The organism is Micromonospora sp. NPDC023966 (assembly GCF_040639095.1).
Lineage (GTDB): Bacteria > Actinomycetota > Actinomycetes > Mycobacteriales > Micromonosporaceae > Micromonospora.
Map to the genome: position 1 here is coordinate 324,260 of NZ_JBEZZJ010000002.1, position 18,423 is coordinate 342,682.

The window sequence follows — 18,423 nt, forward strand, 5'->3', positions numbered from 1 at the left end:
CCGTGCGTGGGTGTGGTGGTGCGGTCAGGCGAGCGCCGTGGCCAGGTCGGCGAGGTGGCGGGCCACCGGACCCGCGGTGAGCACGCCGCTGCCCGCGCCGGCCAGCTCGTCGGCGGCGGGGCGCAGCGCGGCGTGCAGCCGGGCCATGGTGGCCCGGTCGTCGAGCGCGAGGGCGGCCCGGGCGGCCACGCAGAGCCGGGCCTCGCGCAGCAGGTCGTGCGGTGACTCCGGCAGGGAGCGCAGCGCGGAGGCGGCCTCGTCCCGGCGTCCCGCGGCGAGCAGGGCCAGCGGCCGGACCCACGGCGCGTACGGGCCGGCGGCGGTGGCGTCGGCCAGCGCCGGACCGAGGTCGTCACCGGTGGACAGCCGCAGGCAGAGCAGGGCGAACGGCAGCAGCCCGGCCGCCATGCCCGGCATCTGCCCGGCGTCCAGCCGGACCGCCGCCGCCCGGTACGCCGCCTCGGCCTCGGTGCGACGGCCCGCGATGGCGAGCCGGAGGGCGGCGTACCAGGCGGTGAAGACGCCGACCAGCGGCAGTTCGTAGCGGGCGGCGAGGCGGTCGGCGGCGGCCGCGTGGGCGTCGGCGGCGGCGAGGTCGGCGCGGGCGCAGTGCGCCTGGAGTGCGATGAGGTGTCCCAGCACCTCGAAGGTGACCAGCCCGTGCCGGGCGGCCAGGTCGACCAGTTCGGCGCCGATGCGGGCCCGTTCCGGGGCCAGGCCGGCGCGGTCGAAGGCGTGCATGAAGCGGGCGTTGAGCGCGAAGGCCAGCAGGGCCGGGTCACCGAGGCGGCGGGCGATCTCCTCCGCCTCGGCCGCCGCCCGGCGGCCCCGGTCGCCGGTGTCGCCGCGCAGCTCCAATGCGAGGGTGCAGAGCAGCCGCCCGCGCCGGGCCGCCTGATCGGCGGGGAGCACGGCGAGGGCGGCCTCGGCGGCGGCCACGATCCGCCGGGACAGCTCCTCGTCGTCGTTGCTGGTCCAGACGGCCGGCACGTCGAACGCGGCCAGCACGTCCGCGGTGAGCCCGGGGTCGGCGAGCCGTTCGACGGTGGCGACCGCCTCGGCGCGCAGCCCGCGGGTCCGGTCGAGGTGGCCGGTGACGGCGAGGTCGCGGCCCCAGCCGATGACCGCGGCCAGCCGCCCGCGTACGTCGTGCCCGCCGGCCCGGTCGTGGGCGGCGACGGCCTGCTGCCAGAGCCGGGCCGCCTCGTGCGGGTGGCAACGCAGCTCGGCCCGTTCGGCGGCGGCCGTGGCGTACCGGGCGGCCCGCGTCGCGGCGTCCGGACCGGGGGCCTGTCCGAAGTGGTGGGCGAGGGCGGCCACGTCGTCCGGCCGGAGCCGTTCGAGCACCGCCCCGACGGCCGCGTGCCAGCGGGCCCGGCGCGGCGCCGACAGGTCGGTGTAGAGGGTGTCGCGGACCAGGATGTGGCCGAAGCGGGTGCCGTCGGCGGTGAGGAACCCGGCTTGCGCGGCCCGGTCCACGGCCTCCAGCATGGCCTCCTCGCCGACCAGCGCGGCCAGCACGTCCGCGTCGAGGTCCCGGCCGAGCACCGCGGCCCGCCGCAGCACGGTCCGGGTCGACTCGGGCAGCTGCGCCAGGCGGTGCCGGATGACGTCCCGTACGCCGGCCGGGACGGTGTCCAGCGCGGCGGCCCCCTCGACGGCGAGCAGCCGGGCCAGTTCCCGGACGAAGAACGGGTTGCCGCCGCTGCGCCGGTGCAGCGCCCGGACCGTGTCCGGGTCCGCCGGCCCGGCCACGGTCCGGACCAGCTCGGCGGTCTCCGCCTCGGCGAGCCCGCCCAGGTAGACCCGGACCGGCTCGGTGCGGGCGAGACGGGCCAGGGCTCCGGTCAACGCCGGGGTGATCCCGGTGGCCCGGTAGGTGCCCACCGCCAGCACCGGCCCGGTCACCGGCTCCGGGCCGGTGAACAGCGCGGTCAGCAGGTCGAGGGTGTCCTCGTCGGCCCGGTGCAGGTCGTCGAGGGCGACCAGCACGGGCCCGCGCCGCGCCGCCGCCCCGAGGCGGATGCCCGCGATCCGGTGCAGCCGGTACCGGGCCACGGCCGGCTCGTCACCGCCCGGCGCGTCCGCCGCCGCGCCGCCGCCCGGCTCGGCGGACACCCCACCGGGAACCGGCGCACCGGACAGCCCACCGGCCACCGACCCGCCGGCGGCGAATTCGCCGGTCGCCGGTGCCGCCGGTTCCGCCGGGCCGGGCAGGTCCGCGGCGAGCTGCGTCCAGGGCCAGGCGGCCGGGGCGCCCTCGTACTCGGGAACCCGCCCGACGGCGCAGGTCCAGCCGGCGGCGGCGAGCCGGTCGACGAGCGCCTCGACGAACGCCGTCTTGCCCGCGCCGGCGTCCCCCGAGACCAGCGCGAGGGCCGGCACGCCGCGCCGGGCCACCTCCTCGGCGAGGCCCGCGAGGCCGGCCAGCTCGGCCTCGCGCCCGACGAAGGGACGCCGCTGCTCCCCGCGACCCCGGCCGGCGGCGCGACCGGGGCGGGCGGCGCGGCTACCGGGGTCGGGTCGAGGTGCGGGGCCTGGGCGAGGATGTCGGCCTCCAGCCGGCGCAGCCGGGGTCCGGGGTCCACCCCCAGCTCCCGGACCAGCACCGCGCGGGCCTCCCGCAGCGCGGCGAGCGCGTCGCCCTGCCGGCCCGCCCGGTAGAGGGCGACGGCGAGCAGCCGCCAGGTCTCCTCGCGCAGCGGCTGGGCGGCGGCCTGAGCGCGCAGGTCACCGGCGGCCTCGGCGGCCCGGCCCAGGGCCAGCAGCGCCTCGGCGCGCCGCTCGACGGCGAGCAGCCGCAGCTCGTCCAGCCGGTCGATCTCCGCCCGCGCCCAGGGCTCGGCGGCGAACTCCGCGTAGGCGGGGCCGCGCCAGAGAGCGAGCGCGTCGTCCAGGGCGGCCAGCGCCGGTCCGGCGCGCCCGGCCCCGAGCAACTCCCCCGCCGCCCCGACCGCCGCCTCGAACCGGCCCGCGTCGACCGACTCGGGGGCGGCTGGCAGCGCGTACCCGGGCGGGGCGGTGACCAGCAGCCGGGCCGGCTGCCGCGGCGGCCGGTCGGGCTCCAGGGCCCGGCGCAGGTCGGCCACGAAGGTCCGGACCGCGCCGACCGCGCCCTCCGGCGGCTCCGGCCACAGGTCGCCGACGAGCCGGTCGACCGGCACCATCCGGCCCCGGGCCACCAGCAGGCGAGCCAGCACCGCGCGCTGCCGGGCGCCCTTCAGCGCCACCGGGCCCCGCGCACCGGCCGCCACCAGCGGCCCGAGCACCCCGAAGGTCACTCCGGGTACGCGCGGCGGGCTGGTCACCCCGCCCACTCTAGGCAGCACCCGGCGCGCCCACCGGCGGCCCGGCCAGGGCACTCATCCGATGCTGATCGGCCACTGACCGGCCCCGGGCAGGCTCGACGGGTACCCGATCGCACCCGGAGAGGACCTCCCATGATCAACGGATTCGAGCAGCGCCGCGTCACCGTCGCCGACGGGGTCGCCCTGCACGCCGCGGTGGGCGGCAGCGGCAGTCCCGTCGTGCTGCTGCACGGCTTCCCGCAGACCCACCTGATGTGGCGGCACGTCGCCGCGGACCTCGCCGCCGACCACACGGTGATCTGCCCCGACCTGCGCGGCTACGGCGACAGCGACAAGCCCGCCGACACCGACGGCACGGCGTACGCCAAGCGGACCATGGCCGCCGACGTGGTGGCGCTGGCCCGGGCGCTGGGGCACGAGCGGTTCGCCCTGGCCGGGCACGACCGGGGCGCCCTGGTGGCGATCCGCGCCGGGCTGGACCACCCGGAGACGGTCACCCACCTGGCCGCGCTGGACGTGCTGCCCACGCTCGACACCTGGGAGGTGATGCACGGGGTCAGCGCCGCGGTCGGCTTCCACCTCTACCTGATGGCCCAGCCGCCGGGCCTGCCCGAGCGGCTGATCGGCGCCGCGCCCGACGAGTTCTTCGGGCACTTCCTCGACCTCTGGGCCGGCGACCCGGACGCGATTCCCGCCGAGGTGCGGGCCGCGTACCTGCGGGCCTGCCGGGCGGCGGTCCCCTCGATCGTGGCGGACTACCGGGCCTCGGCCGGCATCGACCTGGCGCACGACGAGGCGGACCGGGCGGCGGGCGCCGTGCTGCGGATGCCGGTGACCGTGCTCCAGCAGGACTGGGGCGCCGTGCTCGGCTTCGACGCGGCGGCGCGCTGGCGGGCCTGGGCGCCGGACCTGCGGCACGTGCCGGTGTCGTACGGGCACTTCATGGCCGAGGAGGCCCCGGCCGAGGTGGTGAAGGAACTGCGCGCGCTGCTGGCCCGGTGACACCCTTGCCCGAGCATGTCGAAAGATGTCAATATTCTGATCACTGCACGGGTGGTTCGAGTTTCGGGGGTTGATCGACATGCGCAAGGCTTCCTCGATCGCGGCGGCGGTCACACTGACGGTCGGCTGCACCGGTGTCGCGCTGGTGAGCGCGGCGGGCCCGGCGAGCGCGACCTGCAGCCACTCCCACTCCAACATCGACACGAAGTTCGGCACGCTCTTCAACGCCAGCAACGTCAACATCCGCTCCGGCCCGCACACCACCTGCGGCTCGCTCGGCTACGGCCAGCTCAGCCACAGCGTCGACTTCCACTGCTACACCAACGGCGACAAGGTCAGCGCGAACGGGCACACCACCTACACCTGGACCTACCTGAAGGACACCACGACCGGGGTGTCCGGCTGGGCCGCCGACGCCCTGCTGGACAACCTCGGCAGCAGCATCGCCTGCTGACCGTCCCCGCACGACCCGCCGCGAGCGGGCAGGATGGTCCGGCATGACCGAGCCACGCCTGTACCCGCCCGTCGAGCCGTACGCCACCCACCGGATCGCCGTCGGCGACGGCCACCAACTCCACGTGGAGGAGGTGGGCCGGCCCGACGGCGTACCCGTGGTCTTCCTGCACGGCGGGCCCGGCGGCGGCCTGGTGCCGGCGGCGCGGCGGTTCTTCGACCCGCGGCGCTACCGCGCCGTGCTGTTCGACCAGCGCGGCGCGGGGCGCAGCACCCCGTTCGGTGAGCTGCGGGCCAACACCACCTGGCACCTGGTGGCCGACCTGGAGACGATCCGCGAGCGGCTCGGGATCGACTCCTGGTTGCTGTTCGGCGGGTCGTGGGGGGTGACCCTCGGCCTGGCGTACGCCCAGACCCACCCGGACCGGGTCACCGGGCTGATCCTGCGTGGGGTGCTGCTGCTGCGGCGCAGCGAGCGGGACTGGTTCTACCAGGGCGGCCTGCGCCACCTCCAGCCGGACGAGTGGGACCGCTTCGTCGCCCCGATCCCCGCCGCCGAGCGGGACGACGTGCTGGCGGCGTACCACCGGCGGCTGCACGGGCCCGACGAGGCCGAGGCCCGGGCCTGCGCGGTGACCTGGGGGCGCTGGGAGGCGGTCAACTCGTCGGTGCGCCCCGACCCCGGGGTGCTCGCCCACTTCACGGCCGAGGAGCAGGCCCTGCCGATTGCCCGGATCCTCTCCCACTACGCCGTGAACGGCGGCTTCCTCACCGAGACGCAACTGCTCGACGGTGTGGACCGGATCCGCCACCTGCCCGCCGTCATCATCAACGGCCGCTACGACCTGTGCTGCCCGCCGGTGTCCGCGTACGACCTGGCCCGGCGCTGGCCCGAGGCCGAGTTGCGCATCGTGCCCGACGCCGGCCACTCGGCCGCCGAGCCGGGCATCGCCCGCGAACTGCTCCGCGCCACCGACCACTTCGCCGACCTGCTCACCTGACGGTTCCGCGTCGGACCTCCGACAGCGCTCAGGTCGCGGCTGTCCATCCGGGGGCGGCGCTGGCAAGATCGGCCGGGTGACGGGTGTGCTGTTCGCGGTCAGTGACCTCCACGTGTCGTACGCCGAGAACCGCACGGTCGTGGACGGCCTGCGGCCGGAGTCGGCGGACGACTGGCTGATCGTGGCCGGCGACGTCGGCGAGCTGTTCGCGGACATCGAGCGGACGCTGCGGCAGCTCCGCGACCGGTTCGCCCGGGTGGTCTGGGTGCCCGGCAACCACGAGCTGTGGACCCACCCGGGCGACCCGGTGACCCTGCGCGGCCGGGCCCGCTACGACGCGCTGGTCGGGATGTGCCGCGACCTGGGCGTGCTCACCCCTGAGGACGACTATCCGGTGTGGCACGGCGAGGGCGGGCCGGTCACCGTGGCGCCGCTGTTCCTGCTCTACGACTACTCGTTCCGCGCCCCCGGCACGAACTCGAAGGAGGAGTCGCTGCGGGCCGCGTACGCGGCGGGGGTGGTGTGCACCGACGAGATGCTGCTGCACCCCGACCCGCATCCCGACCGGGAGTCCTGGTGCTGGGCGCGGATCGCCGAGACCGAGCGACGGTTGGCCGCCGTCGACCCGGCGCTGCCCACCGTGCTGGTCAACCACTGGCCACTGGTCCGCCAGCCCACCGACGTGCTCTGGTATCCCGAGTTCGCCCAGTGGTGCGGCACCGACCGCACGGCCGACTGGCACCTGCGGCACCGCGCCACGGTGGCGGTCTACGGGCACCTGCACATCCCCCGCACCACCCACTACGACGGGGTGCGCTTCGAGGAGGTGTCGCTGGGCTACCCGCGCGAGTGGGGCCGGCGGGGCGGCGAGCCACGGCCGATGCGGCGCATCCTCGGCGGCGCCGGGTGATCGAGGCCCTGCTCCCCCCGGCGGCGGTCCCCGTCGAGGCGTTCTCCGACATCCCCGGCGAGGCCCCGTACCCGGGCGAGGAGGACCTGCTCGCCCGCGCCGTGGAGGCCCGCCGGCGCGAGTTCGTCACGGCCCGCCGCTGCGCCCGGGAGGCCCTCGCCCGCCTCGGGTACGCCCCGGCGCCCATCCGCCCCGGCCCGAGGCGGGAGCCGCTCTGGCCGGCGGGCGTGGTCGGCAGCATCACCCACTGCGCCGGCTACCGGGCCGCGGCGGTCGCCCGGGACACCGCGCTGGCCGGGCTCGGCATCGACGCCGAACCGCACGAGCCGCTGCCGGACGGCGTGACCAAGGTGGTCACCACGGCCGGCGAGCCGGAGTCGCTGGCCCGGCTGCGCGCCGCCCACCCGGCGGTGCACTGGGACCGGCTGCTGTTCAGCGCCAAGGAGTCGGTCTACAAGGCGTGGTACCCGCTGACCGGGCGCTGGCTCGGCTTCGAGGACGCCGAACTGGCGGTCGACCCGGCCGCGGGGAGCTTCACGGCCCGGGTGCTGGTCGACGCCACCCGCGCCGACGGCGGCCCGCCGCTGGCCACGCTGCACGGCCGCTGGCTGGTCGCCGACGGGCTGGTGGTCACGGCCGTGGCCGTACCCCGGCAGCCCTGAAGCCGCTCCGCGCCGCGCCCGGGCCGACGTTTGCGACCGGCGGAGCCGGGAACGACGCTGGCCTCACGGTCAGGAGCAGCGGATGAACGGGCCCATGGGCGACGAGCCGGTCGGCGACCTCGAACTCGTGCACACCTTCACCGGGCCGATGCCGACCGGGGTGAGCGTGTCGCACACCGGCCGGGTCTTCGTGAACTTCCCCAAGTGGGGGGACGACGTGTCGGCCACCGTCGTCGAGCTGCGCGACGGCCGGGAGGCGCCCTTCCCGGACGAGGCCTGGAACAGCCCGTCCGGGGACGACGACCCGAACGCCTTCGTCTCGGTGCAGAGCGTCGTGGTCGACCCGGCCGACCGGCTCTGGGTCCTGGACACCGGCAGCCCGATGTCCCGGCCGACCCAGCCGGGCGGGCCGAAGCTGGTCCGGGTCGACCTGGACAGCGACACGGTCGGTCAGGTGATCACCTTCCCGGCCGACGTGGCGCTGCCCACCACCTACCTCAACGACGTCCGCTTCGACCTGCGCCGCGGTGACGGCGGCATCGCCTACATCACCGACTCCGGGTCGAACGGCATCGTCGTGGCGGACCTGGCCACCGGCGCGTCGTGGCGGCGGCTGCACGACCACCCGTCCACCAGGCCCGAGCCGCTGGGCTCCTTCCGGCCGGTGGTGGAGGGCCGGCCGTTCCTGGAGCGCCCGCCCGACGGCCCGCCGAAGCCGGTGGCCAGGGGCTCGGACGGCATCGCCATCTCCGCCGACGGCGCCCGGCTCTTCTACTGCCCGCTCGCCTCCCGCCGCTGGTACAGCGTGGCGACCGAGGCCCTCGCCGACCGGACGCTGAGCGAGGAGCAGGTCGCGGCCACGGTGGTGGACGAGGGCGACAAGGGCGGCGGCTCCGACGGCCTGGAGACCGACGACTCCGGGGCGTTCTACCTGACCTCCTACGAGCACAACGCCGTACTGCGCCGCCGGGCGGACGGCGAGTTCGAGACCGTGCTGCACGACCCGCGGCTGCTCTGGCCCGACACGATGTCCGTCGCCGCCGACGGTCACCTCTACGTCACCGCCAACCAGCTGCACCGGCAGGCGAAGTACCAGGGCGGCCGGGACCTGCGGCGCAAGCCGTACGCCCTGTTCCGCACCCGCATCGACGCCGGCCCGGTCCGGCTGCGCTGACTTTTTCATTGATTTGTTTAAGTATTGCGATCGGACGTCCGACACTGCCATGATGACCGTCAATTTCTTCCTTCCCCGAAGGAGCGGTCCTCATGGCGCTCACCCGCCGTACCCTGATCCGGTCCGTGGCGGCGGGGTCCGCCCTCGCCGCGCTCCCCGACCTGGTCCCCACCCTCACCCGGGCCGCCGCGGCGGCCAGTCCCCCCGGCGACGTGGTCGGCAAGGTCTCCGTCGGCTACCAGGGCTGGTTCAGCTGCCCCGGTGACGGCGCGCCGATCGGCGGCTGGTGGCACTGGAGCCGGGACCGGTTCCAGTCCCCCTCCCCGACCAACACCACGATCGTGTCCTGGCCCGACATGCGGGAGTACGCCCGCGGCTACCCCACCGCCTACCCGAACCTGGGCAACGGCCAGCCGGCCACGCTCTTCTCCTCCTACGACCAGCAGACCGTGGACACCCACTTCCGCTGGATGCAGGAGTACGGCTGCGACACCGCCGCGCTGCAACGGTTCAACCCGTTCGGCGACGAGGGGCCGACCCGCGACGCGATGGCCGTGAAGGTCCGCTCCGCCGCCGAGCGCTTCGGCCGCAAGTTCTACGTCATGTACGACGTCACCGGCTGGACCGCCATGCAGTCGCAGCTCAAGGAGGACTGGACGACCCGGATGTCGGCGCACACCGGCTCACCGGCGTACGCCCGGCAGAACGGCCGGCCGGTGGTCTGCGTCTGGGGGTTCGGGTTCAACGACGACGGCCGCCCGTTCACCCCGGCGGCCTGCCTGGACGTCGTGCAGTGACTCCGGGCGCAGGGCTGCTACGTCATCGGCGGGGTACCCACCTACTGGCGGCAGGGCATCAACGACTCCCGGCCCGGCTTCGCCGACGTCTACCACGCCTTCCACATGCTCTCGCCGTGGATGGTCGGGCGCACCGGCACCCTCGACGGGCTGGACTGGTTCTACAACAACGTCAACGTCCCCGACCTGGCCGACTGCGTGGCCCACGGCATCGACTACCAGCCCTGCGTGATGCCCGGCGACCTCTCCGCCGGCCACCGCCGGCACGGCGACTTCTACTGGCGGCACCTCTACAACATGGTGCGGCTCGGCGCGCAGGGCCTCTACGTCTCGATGTTCGACGAGTTCAACGAGGGCAACCAGATCGCCAAGACCAGCGAGACGGCGGCGACCACCCCGGCCGGCGTGGGCATCCGGGCACTCGACGAGGACGGCACCCTCTGCTCGGCCGACTACTACCTGCGGATCACCGCCGACGGCGGCCGGATGCTCAAGGGCCAACTGGCGCTGACCGCGGTGCGGCCGACCCCACCGGTCGCCGGGAGCGGGCAGCCGCCCGGCGGCAACCTGGCCGCCGGCCGGCCGGCGTCGGCGAGCAGCCAGAACGGGCCGTTCGTCGCGGGCAACGCCGTCGACGCCGACCGGGGCAGCTACTGGGAGTCGGGCAACAACGCCTTCCCGCAGTGGTGGCAGGTCGACCTCGGCGCCGCCCAGCCGGTGGCCCGCGTCGTGCTCGCCGTACCTCCGGGCTGGGAGGCGCGGACCCAGACGCTGTCGGTGCAGGGCAGCACCGACGGCAGCACCTTCACCACCCTGGCGGCGCCGGCCGCCGTCCGGTTCGACCCGGCGTCCGGCAACACCGCCACCGTCGCCGTGCCGACCACCACGGCCCGCCACGTCCGGGTCACCGTCGCCGGCAACACCGCCTGGCCGGCCGCCCAACTCGCCCAGGTCGAGGTGTACGCGGGCACCGCCACGAGTGCCCCGCCGACCGCTCCGGGCAGCCTGACGGTGACCGGGCGGACCGCCACCAGCGTGTCGCTGGCCTGGACCGCGGCCACCAACGCCGACGGGATCGCCGGCTACCGGGTACGCCAGGGCGGCGGCACGGTCGCCTCGGTCACCGGCACCTCGGCCACCGTCACCGGGCTCAGCCCCGCCACCACGTACACCTTCACGGTCGTCGCCCGGGACACCACGGGCGCCGTCTCGGCGCCCTCGAACGCGGTCACGGTGACCACCGACCCGGCGGCGCAGACCGACCTGGCCCGGGGCCGGCCGACCACCGAGAGCAGCCACACCCAGAGCTACGGCAGCGGGAACGTGGTCGACGGCAACCCCGACACCTACTGGGAGAGCGCCAACAACGCCTTCCCCCAGTGGGTCCAGGTGGACCTCGGCGCGGCCAACCCGGTCGGGCGGGTGGTGCTCCGGCTGCCGCCGTCCACGGCCTGGTCGGCGCGGACCCAGACCCTCTCGGTGCTGGGCAGCACCGACGGCGGAAGCTGGATCACCCTGGTCGCCTCCGCCGGCCGGGTGTTCGACCCGGCGACCGGCAACCAGGTGGCGCTGGCCTTCGCCGCCGCCCCGGCCCGATACGTGCAGGTCCGCTTCACCGGCAACACCGGCTGGCCGGCCGGCCAGCTCGCCCAACTGGAGGTCTACTCCGGCTGAACCATCGAAAGACATCGTTGACGGCTTAGTTAATGCTCTTTAATATTTGGCCTACCTCGAGGAAGACCGTCCCCTGTCCGACCCGTACGCCCGACCGGCGCTGGCCCCTGACCAGCGCGGTCGGGCGGCACGGCGCCCCCTGCAACGGGAAGGCCCTCGATGTCCGCACCGCACCACCGCCGCCGTTCCTCCCTGGCCGCCGGCCTGCTCGCGCTGGCCACCGCCACCGCGACGCTCGCCCTCACCCCGACCGCCGCCGAGGCCGTCGTCCTGCCCAACAACTTCAAGAGCGTGGGCTACATGCCGTCCTGGAGCGGCAGCGTCAACAGCATCCAGTACGGCAAGCTCACCCACATCAACTACGCGTTCGCACTGCCCAACAACGACGGCAGCCTGCGCCCGGTGGAGAACCCCAGCAAGCTGTCCTCGCTGGTGTCGCTCGGACACGCCAACAACGTCAAGGTGTCGATCGCGATCGGCGGCTGGAACGACGGCGACGACTCCGCGTTCGAGGCGCTCGCCGCCAACTCCGGCGCCCGCGGCGCGTTCGTCACCAACGTGGTCAACTTCGTCAACCAGTACAACCTCGACGGCGTCGACATCGACTGGGAGTATCCCGACCCGGGTGCCTCGGCCAACAACTACACCCTGCTGATGCAGCAGCTCGGCAGCGCTCTGCACAGCCGCGGCAAGCTGCTCACCGCCGCCGTGGTCTCCGAGGGCTACTACGTCGACGGCGTGCCGCCGGCGGTCTTCGGCTCCGTCGACTGGCTCAACATCATGGCGTACGACGGCGGCAGCCCGCACGCCAACTATGACTGGTCGATCAACAGCGTCAACCTGTGGAAGTCGCGCGGCCTGCCCGCCGCCAAGGCTGTGCTCGGCGTGCCCTTCTACAGCCGGCCCGGCTACTACACCTATGCCGCGCTGGTCGGCATGGACCCGGCCAACGCCAACCGCGACTGCACGACGGTCAGCGGCGTGCAGCAGTGCTACAACGGCGTACCGACCGTCAAGCGCAAGACCCAGTGGGCGCTGGCCAACGCCGGCGGGATGATGAACTGGGAGCTGTCCCAGGACACCACCGGCGCGACCTCGCTGGTCAGCGCGATCTACGACACCGTCATGGGCGGCGGCACGCCGCCGCCGAGCGGGCGTACCGGCCCGATCACCGGCATCGGCGGCAAGTGCGTCGACGTCGCCGCCGCCAGCACCGCCAACGGCACCGCGATCCAGCTCTACACCTGCAACGGCACCGCCGCGCAGAGCTGGACCGTGGCCGGCGACGGCACCCTCCGGGCGCTCGGCAAGTGCGCCGACGTGACCAGCGGCTCCACCGCCAACGGGGCGAAGGTGCAGCTCTGGGACTGCAACGGCACCGGCGCCCAGGTCTGGCAGGCCCAGTCCAACGGCACGCTGCGCAACCCGCAGTCGAACAAGTGCCTGGACGCCACCGACAACAGCTCCGCCAACGGCACCCGGCTGCAGATCTGGGACTGCTTCGGCGGCGCCAACCAGGTCTGGCGACTGCCGGCCTGACCGCCAGCGGAGCCCCGCCGCGCCGGCCGGGCGCGGCGGGGCTCCGCCGTCACCAGCGGTTGCGGGCCTCCTCAGCCCAGCCGACCAGGCCGTCGAGGTCGACCCGCTCGCCGTCGTCGGTGGCGGCCCACCCGGTGAAGTGCCCGAAGCACTGGTGGGTCTCGCCGGCCAGCACGCCGAGATTGGTGCGCGCCACGCGCTCGTGGAACGGGTGGAACTCCACGTCCACCCGGTCACCGGTGATCCGCCACGGCCGCAGCCAGTCGGCGCGGTGGTAGCTCCAGGCCAGGTCGGCGCCGATCTTGTGCAGCCGCCCGTCGACGAAGACCGCGTTCTCGGTCGAACCCGTACCGTCGGTCCACTTGCCACCGAGCTGGACGGCCCGGCCCGGTCCGCTGCCGGCCGCCCAGTTCCAGCGCACCGCGTACCGCCATTTGCCGCGACCGTGGTCGAGCACCGCGAACGACTCCCCCGTGTCCACCGGGTACGCCGTGCCGTCCACCCGCAGCGTGCCGCGCACCGGTCGGCCGACGTCCTTCACCGTGTACTGGAACCGGCGGGTGCTCCACGGCACCACCACGCCAAGCGACTCGTGCCCGGGCCGCAGCGGCGCCACCAGGTCGACCTCGACGCCGGGCGCGGTGGCCCGGATGGTGCTGCCGTCGGGATGCTGGTCGACCTGGACGACCAGGCCGCCGCCGCGGGCCCGCACCGCGCCCGCGCCACTGACCGGCGGGAGCACTGCGCCGCGGGCGAACGGGACCACCGCCTCGGTGGTCCGGTCGACACCGGTGCGGCGGTCGAGCAGGTAGACGCTGTGCACGCCGGCGTAGTCCAGCGACGAGGCGACCAGGCCGACGATGTGCGTCGGGGTGACGATGCCCCAGTGCTCCCAGCGCTTCGCCCGGCCCCAGCCGCGCAGGTTCGCCCGGTGCAGCGGCCGGCGGCTCCAGCCCACCGCCGCCGGGTTCAACCGCCCGTCCGGCCGGCACAGGTCGACCGGCTCGGTGATCTCCCGCTCGTGCGTCATCGCGGCAGGCTACCGGCTGGGGCGCGGCGCGTGCCCCGTCAGCCGACCCGGCTCATGTTCGGCCGGCCGGTGCGGGCCCGCTGCCGGTCCGCGGGCACGCGCGGGCTGTCCGTGGCCAGCAGCCGGTCGGCCGCCGCCAGCCCGGTCAGCGCGGCGCCGTAGGCGGCCAGCTCGCGCTGGAAGTGCTCCACCTTGGCGTACCAGAACTTCAGCTGCGGGTTCATGGCCTTGGCGTTGATGTAGCCGACGATGTCGCTGTCGGGGGTGATGCCCCGGCGGGCGTAGCAGCGGTCGAACCCGGCCTTGGTCCGCTCGTACCTCTCGGTCATCGCGGTCAGGCCCGCCTCGGCCTCCAGCAGCCGCTCGCGCAGGTAACGCACGTACATGGGTGGGACGCCGGTCGGCGCGCAGGTGGCCGTCCGTCGACCGTCCGGTCCGTTGGGGGACGCCATGACCGCCTCCTTCCTGCGGTCGGAAGTGCAGAGACGTTCTTCTACCCCGGATCGGCCCCGAATATGCCGGGAGCAGGACGATCGGCGTCAGGTGTCGCTGGAGCGGGACACCGCGCGGCGCACCCGGGTCGCCTCGTCCCGCAGGGTGCGCACCAGGGCGGCGCCGGTCGTGCTGTCGGCCAGCCCGTTGTCGGCGAGGGTACGGGCGATCTGCTCGAAGAAGTCGGCGACCTCGTTGGCGGTCCCGATCGCCCGGGCGACGTTGGACGGCGTAGCCGCGTACTCGATGTCGGACAACCGCTCGGAGATCTCCCGACGGGCGCTCTCCGGCAGCTCCGCCGCGCCCAGCGCCGCCCGGACCCGCTGGTACGCGAGCCGGACCTCGCGGATCACCGCGATCTCGCGGCTCGGCCGGGCGCCGACCACGTTGCCGATGACGCCGAGCTGGTAGCCCACGTTTCCGGTGACCGACCGGGTGCGCTGCGGCGGCACGAAGTGGCCCAGGTTCACCGGTGCCTGGGCGTTGAGCCCGGCCCGGAAGCACGGGTGGACGTGGAACTCGTTCTCGTGCGGCTCCAGCACCTCCCGCCGGGTGCCGCCGTAGACCGTGTCGCCGCCGCGCCGCACGCCCAGGAAGCCGAGGCCGAACAGAATGTCGATCACCGTGTCGGCGTCCAGCACGTGCGCGTACTCGGGGAACTGCTCGACCAGGCTGTCGCGCACCTCGGCGAAGCGGGCCCGCAGCGCCTTGCGGGTGACCAGGTAGCCGGTGTTCTGGAACAGCGCGTAGAGCCGGGTCAGGAAGGGATAGCTGACGAGGTATTCGTTGCCGAGGTCCTGAAGCTTCCAGCGGGAGAAGTCGCGGGCCGCCTCCCGGACGTCCGTCGTCCAGATCGTGGGGTGGCTGTTTCGCAGCGCCGTGTCCCGGCACAGCGTGACGAACTGGATGACGTCGCGCGGGCGCAGCAACGTCCGCGAGGTCAGGTAGTCCAGGATCGGCTCCCCGTCGACTTCCTCCGGCAGCACCCGTCCCCACAGCTCATCGGCCGGCACGGGGCGGCCCAGCGACGCCGAGGCGCGCCGCAGCAGCACCTCGCCGAGCAGTTCCGGGGTCCAGTCGATGCGCTCCTCCTCGCCGCGGAACTTGTCGCTCTCGGTGAACTGGAGCGAGTCGTAGATGTCGCTGCGCAGGAAAAGCGTGCAGCGGACCGTGCCACCGAACAGGCTGCGGACTTGCTTGCTGGCCAGCAGCAGCCCGACCACCATGGCGTCGGAGGCCGGGTCGTTGGACCAGATCTGCTCCACCTGGTCGACGGCGAGCAGCAGGGCCGGGTGGTCGGCCGGGCAGTCCAGTTCGGCGATGGCCCGCCCGATCACCTCCTCCAGCACGTCGAGCTGCCGCGCGGCCCGCGCCCCCTCGGACGCCTGCACCTCGACCGAGCCGTTGACGCCCAGCGCCCCGACCGCGATCGACGAGGCACGCAGCCGGCCCATGCCGGACAGCACCCGGTCGTAGAGCCGCTGGTCGCCGCTCTCGTGGTGCCGGCGGAGGAAGCGCCGAAGCCGGCGGACGTTCGCGGGCGCGCGGCGCAGCCGGCGCCGGTGCTGCTGCCGGGCGTGCCCGACCAGGTGCCGGCTGACCTGCACGGCGAAGACGTACCGCCAGACCAGGGACTTGGCCGTCTCCGGGTTCAGCCCCTGCAGCTCGAATCGGCGCAGCTCCTCGCCGGTCGCGTCGTCCGGGGTGATCAGGCTGGTCACCACGCCGCCGTCCGGGCCGCCGTCGAGCAACCGGCAGATGGCGCTCTTGCCGGCTCCCTTGCGGCCGATGACCAGGCTCTTGCGCCCGTGCAGGGCGGCCTCGTACGCGGCGGTCGGCAGGAAACCCTGCCGGAGCAGGCCGCTGGCGATGTCGGACTCGGCGTCGTCGCGGCCGAAGGCCAGCCGGGTCAGGTCGATCGGCGGGTCGTCCATCGCGGAGCTCCCCTCAGCCCGGCCACGTTCCGTCCGTCACGGCACACGGTAGGCAGTCGACGCCGGGAGCGCCAGGTCGCCGGCAGCGCTTGATATCGATGTATCTAAATACTTAAGCTGAGCCGGTCCCCGCTCGACCCCGTCCCACAAGGAGAGTGAGCGATGCGTCTGCCCAAGGTCACCCGGTTCCTCGCCACCGTCGCCACCGCGGCGCTGGCCGCGCTGGGCGCCGTCACCGTCGACGCGGCACCGGCCGCCGCCGCCGTCCGCAACGTCTGCTACAACACCAGCCAGGCCGGGCCGTTCGCCAGCTACGCCGTCCAGGCCGCCTCGATCTGGAACAACGCCACGAACAACATCAACATGGCGCAGTGCGGGTCGAACCTGATGATCTACTACACCTACGGCGGCGGCTCGTACGCCCAGCGCACGAGCCTCGGCAACGGCCGCGTCGTCATCGACTACTACCAGGCGCAGCAGTATTCGCCGCTGCGCATCATGACCCACGAGATCGGGCACATCCTCGGCCTGCCGGACAACTACAACGGCAACTGCGCCATCCTGATGTCGGGCGGCAGCGCCGGCACCAGCTGCACCAACCCGTACCCGAGCTCGACCGAGGCCGCCCGGGTCGACTCGCTGTTCGGCTTCGCCGCCCGCAGCGCGACGACGCCGCAGGTCTTCACCGGCAGCTGGCCGGCCCCCGTCACGGCGGGCGCCCAGCGCTGACCGGCGCGAACGACGACGCCCGGCCGGGCCGGCGGAGACGCCGGCCCGGCCGGTGCGCGTCAGCGGCCCCGGGTGGCCCGGCAGATCTCCACCGGCAGGGCCGGTGCGCCGTCGACCGGCGCCGGGTCCTCCGGCGTGGCGGCGATCCCGCCGGCCGCGATCCGGTCCAGGGTGGCCAGCCCGGCCTCGTCGATCGTGCCGAAGACGGTGTAGTTGGGGCGCAGCGCCGAGTCGGACTGCACCAGGAAGAACTGGCTGCCGTTGGTGTCCGGACCGGCGTTGGCCATGGCCAGGGTGCCCCGGGCGTAGAGGCGGCGGACCCCGGTCGGGTCGGTCGGCGCCGGGGGCAGATCGGTGGGCAGCTCGTCGGCGTACCGGTAGCCCGGGCCGCCCTCGCCGGTGCCGGACGGGTCGCCGCACTGGAGCACCTTCAGCGTCGGGTACGCGGTGAGCCGGTGGCAGGGGGTCCGGTCGTAGAACCGGTGCCGGGCCAGGTGCAGGAAGCTCTGCACGGTGCACGGCGCCTGCTCGCGGTCCAGGGTCAGCCCGATCGGGCCCTGGTTGGTCCGCAGCGTGACCCGAACCGTACCCCGGTCGGGCGTGTGGCGGGGGTCCGGCGGCAGCGGCACCGGCCGGGCGGCCGGCTCGTCCGGCGTCGGCGTGTACGCGCACGGGCCCTTCGTCGGCGCCGGCTCGGCGGCGGGCGCCGCGGTCGCGGCGGCGCCGCCGGCGGCGACCAGCGCGGCGGCGATCATCGCCACCCCGGCGAGGCGGGCCAGCAGCGGCGGTGCGGCGTGCGGTCGGGTTTCGCTCGGCACGTGGGTCCTCCCTGGACTCGTGGTACCAGAAAGACCGGAGTCTATGGATGCGGTGACCGGATGTCGATGCGCACGTTCCCGTCGTGCGCCCCGCAAGGTGACATGATGGCGCCACCAGGCCGGTGCTCCAGGTGAGAAAGTGTGGGCTGCCCATGGCGTCCTTCCAGGCGAGGACCTCCCGCGAGCCGGGACGGACGATGATCCGGCTGGCCGGCGAGTGCGATCTCGCCGCCCGGGAGCGGCTGACCGGCACCCTGCTGGCCGCCGTGGACGCCGCGCCCGTGGTGGTGGTCGACCTGGCCGCGGTCGAGTTCCTCGACTCCACCGGCATCCATGCCCTGGTGGCCGCGCACCAACGGGCCCGGGCGGCGGACGGCCGGCTCTACCTGGTCAACGCCACCGGCGCGGTGGCCGCCCTGCTGGAGCTGACCGGCGTCGGCGACCTGCTCCGGCACCCCGGGGACGGGGCCGGCTCATGACCGCGGCGCCCGACGCGCGGGAGCGGTCCCGTGACTGACCACCTCGCCGTTCCACCCGACACCATGCCCTACCTGCGCGCGGCGGACCTGGCCGCCGTCCGGGCGTTCGTCTCGGCCCGCGCGCTGGCCGGCGGGCTGGCCGCCGCCCGGGTGGCTCTGCTCGCGCTGGTGGTGAGCGAGCTGACCACCAACACGCTCCAGCACACCGAGGCGGGCGGCTCCGTCCGGGTGTGGGTCGAGGCCGGGCAGCTGTGCTGCGACGTCGTGGACCAGGGCGGACCGCGTCCGGTGGCCGGCCCGATGCCGGCGGCCGAGGCCGTCCGGGGCCGGGGGCTGGCCATTGTGGCGACGTTCTGCGACGAGGTCGACGTCCGGCCGGGTCCGGCGGGGACGGTGGTGCGCGTCCGGTTCGACCTCTGAG

Annotated in this window: 15 protein-coding genes and 2 pseudogenes; 11 read left to right on the top strand and 6 right to left on the bottom strand. The window is 74.5% G+C overall.

Annotation, left to right across the window (positions count from 1 at the left end):
* Positions 1-24 precede the first annotated feature (24 nt).
* Together AB0F68_RS05615 and AB0F68_RS05620 are read right to left on the bottom strand one after the other, a co-directional pair.
* Positions 25-2,400 carry an AAA family ATPase gene (locus AB0F68_RS05615; RefSeq protein ID WP_357333170.1) on the bottom strand — a complete coding sequence of 792 codons (2,376 nt, stop codon included), beginning with the start codon at positions 2,398-2,400 and terminating at the stop codon, positions 25-27.
* A 203-nt stretch (positions 2,401-2,603) separates the two neighbouring features.
* Positions 2,604-3,167 (bottom strand): annotated as a pseudogene (locus AB0F68_RS05620) (BTAD domain-containing putative transcriptional regulator); the annotation flags it as partial.
* 273 nt (positions 3,168-3,440) lie between these two features.
* Here AB0F68_RS05620 and AB0F68_RS05625 point away from each other — a divergent pair.
* The 8 genes and pseudogenes from AB0F68_RS05625 to AB0F68_RS05660 all read left to right on the top strand — a co-directional run bounded on the left by AB0F68_RS05625 (position 3,441) and on the right by AB0F68_RS05660 (position 12,520).
* Positions 3,441-4,310: an alpha/beta hydrolase gene (locus AB0F68_RS05625; RefSeq protein WP_357333171.1), complete on the top strand. Its 870-nt coding sequence runs from the start codon at positions 3,441-3,443 to the stop codon at positions 4,308-4,310.
* Positions 4,311-4,389: 79 nt separating this feature from the next.
* Complete coding sequence (locus AB0F68_RS05630; protein ID WP_357333172.1) at positions 4,390-4,764, top strand: hypothetical protein; 375 nt, start codon at positions 4,390-4,392, stop codon at positions 4,762-4,764.
* A 43-nt stretch (positions 4,765-4,807) separates the two neighbouring features.
* Positions 4,808-5,764 carry a prolyl aminopeptidase gene (pip, locus tag AB0F68_RS05635; protein ID WP_357333173.1) on the top strand — a complete coding sequence of 319 codons (957 nt, stop codon included), beginning with the start codon at positions 4,808-4,810 and terminating at the stop codon, positions 5,762-5,764.
* 76 nt (positions 5,765-5,840) lie between these two features.
* On the top strand, positions 5,841-6,674 hold the full coding sequence (locus AB0F68_RS05640; RefSeq protein ID WP_357333174.1) for a metallophosphoesterase: 834 nt from the start codon (positions 5,841-5,843) through the stop codon (positions 6,672-6,674).
* Positions 6,671-7,336: a 4'-phosphopantetheinyl transferase superfamily protein gene (locus AB0F68_RS05645; protein ID WP_357333175.1), complete on the top strand. Its 666-nt coding sequence runs from the start codon at positions 6,671-6,673 to the stop codon at positions 7,334-7,336. The genes AB0F68_RS05640 and AB0F68_RS05645 overlap by 4 nt, the downstream gene beginning before the upstream one ends.
* 82 nt (positions 7,337-7,418) lie before the next feature.
* On the top strand, positions 7,419-8,510 hold the full coding sequence (locus AB0F68_RS05650; RefSeq protein ID WP_357333176.1) for an L-dopachrome tautomerase-related protein: 1,092 nt from the start codon (positions 7,419-7,421) through the stop codon (positions 8,508-8,510).
* 92 nt (positions 8,511-8,602) lie between these two features.
* Positions 8,603-10,981: pseudogene (locus tag AB0F68_RS05655) on the top strand (discoidin domain-containing protein).
* Positions 10,982-11,140: 159 nt separating this feature from the next.
* On the top strand, positions 11,141-12,520 hold the full coding sequence (locus AB0F68_RS05660; RefSeq protein WP_357333177.1) for a glycosyl hydrolase family 18 protein: 1,380 nt from the start codon (positions 11,141-11,143) through the stop codon (positions 12,518-12,520).
* 49 nt (positions 12,521-12,569) lie between these two features.
* On the opposite strand, the gene AB0F68_RS05665 is transcribed toward AB0F68_RS05660, so the two are convergent.
* The 3 genes from AB0F68_RS05665 to AB0F68_RS05675 form a co-directional block, all read right to left on the bottom strand.
* The gene (locus AB0F68_RS05665; RefSeq protein WP_357333178.1) at positions 12,570-13,550 is read right to left on the bottom strand and encodes a DUF2804 domain-containing protein; all 981 of its coding nucleotides are present in this window, start codon (positions 13,548-13,550) and stop codon (positions 12,570-12,572) included.
* Between the two features lie 38 nt (positions 13,551-13,588).
* Positions 13,589-14,002, bottom strand: a complete 414-nt coding sequence (locus AB0F68_RS05670) for a hypothetical protein (protein ID WP_357333179.1) — start codon at positions 14,000-14,002, stop codon at positions 13,589-13,591.
* An 87-nt stretch (positions 14,003-14,089) separates the two neighbouring features.
* Positions 14,090-15,976 (bottom strand): hypothetical protein, encoded by a 1,887-nt coding sequence (locus AB0F68_RS05675; RefSeq protein ID WP_357333180.1) that lies wholly within the window; start codon positions 15,974-15,976, stop codon positions 14,090-14,092.
* Positions 15,977-16,138: 162 nt separating this feature from the next.
* On the opposite strand from AB0F68_RS05675, the gene AB0F68_RS05680 reads away from it, so the two are divergent.
* Positions 16,139-16,705 carry a snapalysin family zinc-dependent metalloprotease gene (locus AB0F68_RS05680; RefSeq protein ID WP_357333181.1) on the top strand — a complete coding sequence of 189 codons (567 nt, stop codon included), beginning with the start codon at positions 16,139-16,141 and terminating at the stop codon, positions 16,703-16,705.
* 59 nt (positions 16,706-16,764) lie between these two features.
* Here the strand turns inward: AB0F68_RS05680 and AB0F68_RS05685 are convergent, their stop codons facing one another.
* Positions 16,765-17,523, bottom strand: coding sequence for a peptidylprolyl isomerase (locus AB0F68_RS05685; RefSeq protein WP_357333182.1), 759 nt, complete (start codon positions 17,521-17,523; stop codon positions 16,765-16,767).
* A 152-nt stretch (positions 17,524-17,675) separates the two neighbouring features.
* Between AB0F68_RS05685 and AB0F68_RS05690 the strand changes: the two genes are divergently transcribed.
* Both AB0F68_RS05690 and AB0F68_RS05695 read left to right on the top strand, forming a co-directional pair.
* Positions 17,676-18,002 carry an STAS domain-containing protein gene (locus AB0F68_RS05690; RefSeq protein ID WP_357333183.1) on the top strand — a complete coding sequence of 109 codons (327 nt, stop codon included), beginning with the start codon at positions 17,676-17,678 and terminating at the stop codon, positions 18,000-18,002.
* 30 nt (positions 18,003-18,032) lie between these two features.
* Complete coding sequence (locus AB0F68_RS05695; protein WP_357333184.1) at positions 18,033-18,422, top strand: ATP-binding protein; 390 nt, start codon at positions 18,033-18,035, stop codon at positions 18,420-18,422.
* Position 18,423: the final 1 nt, after the last annotated feature.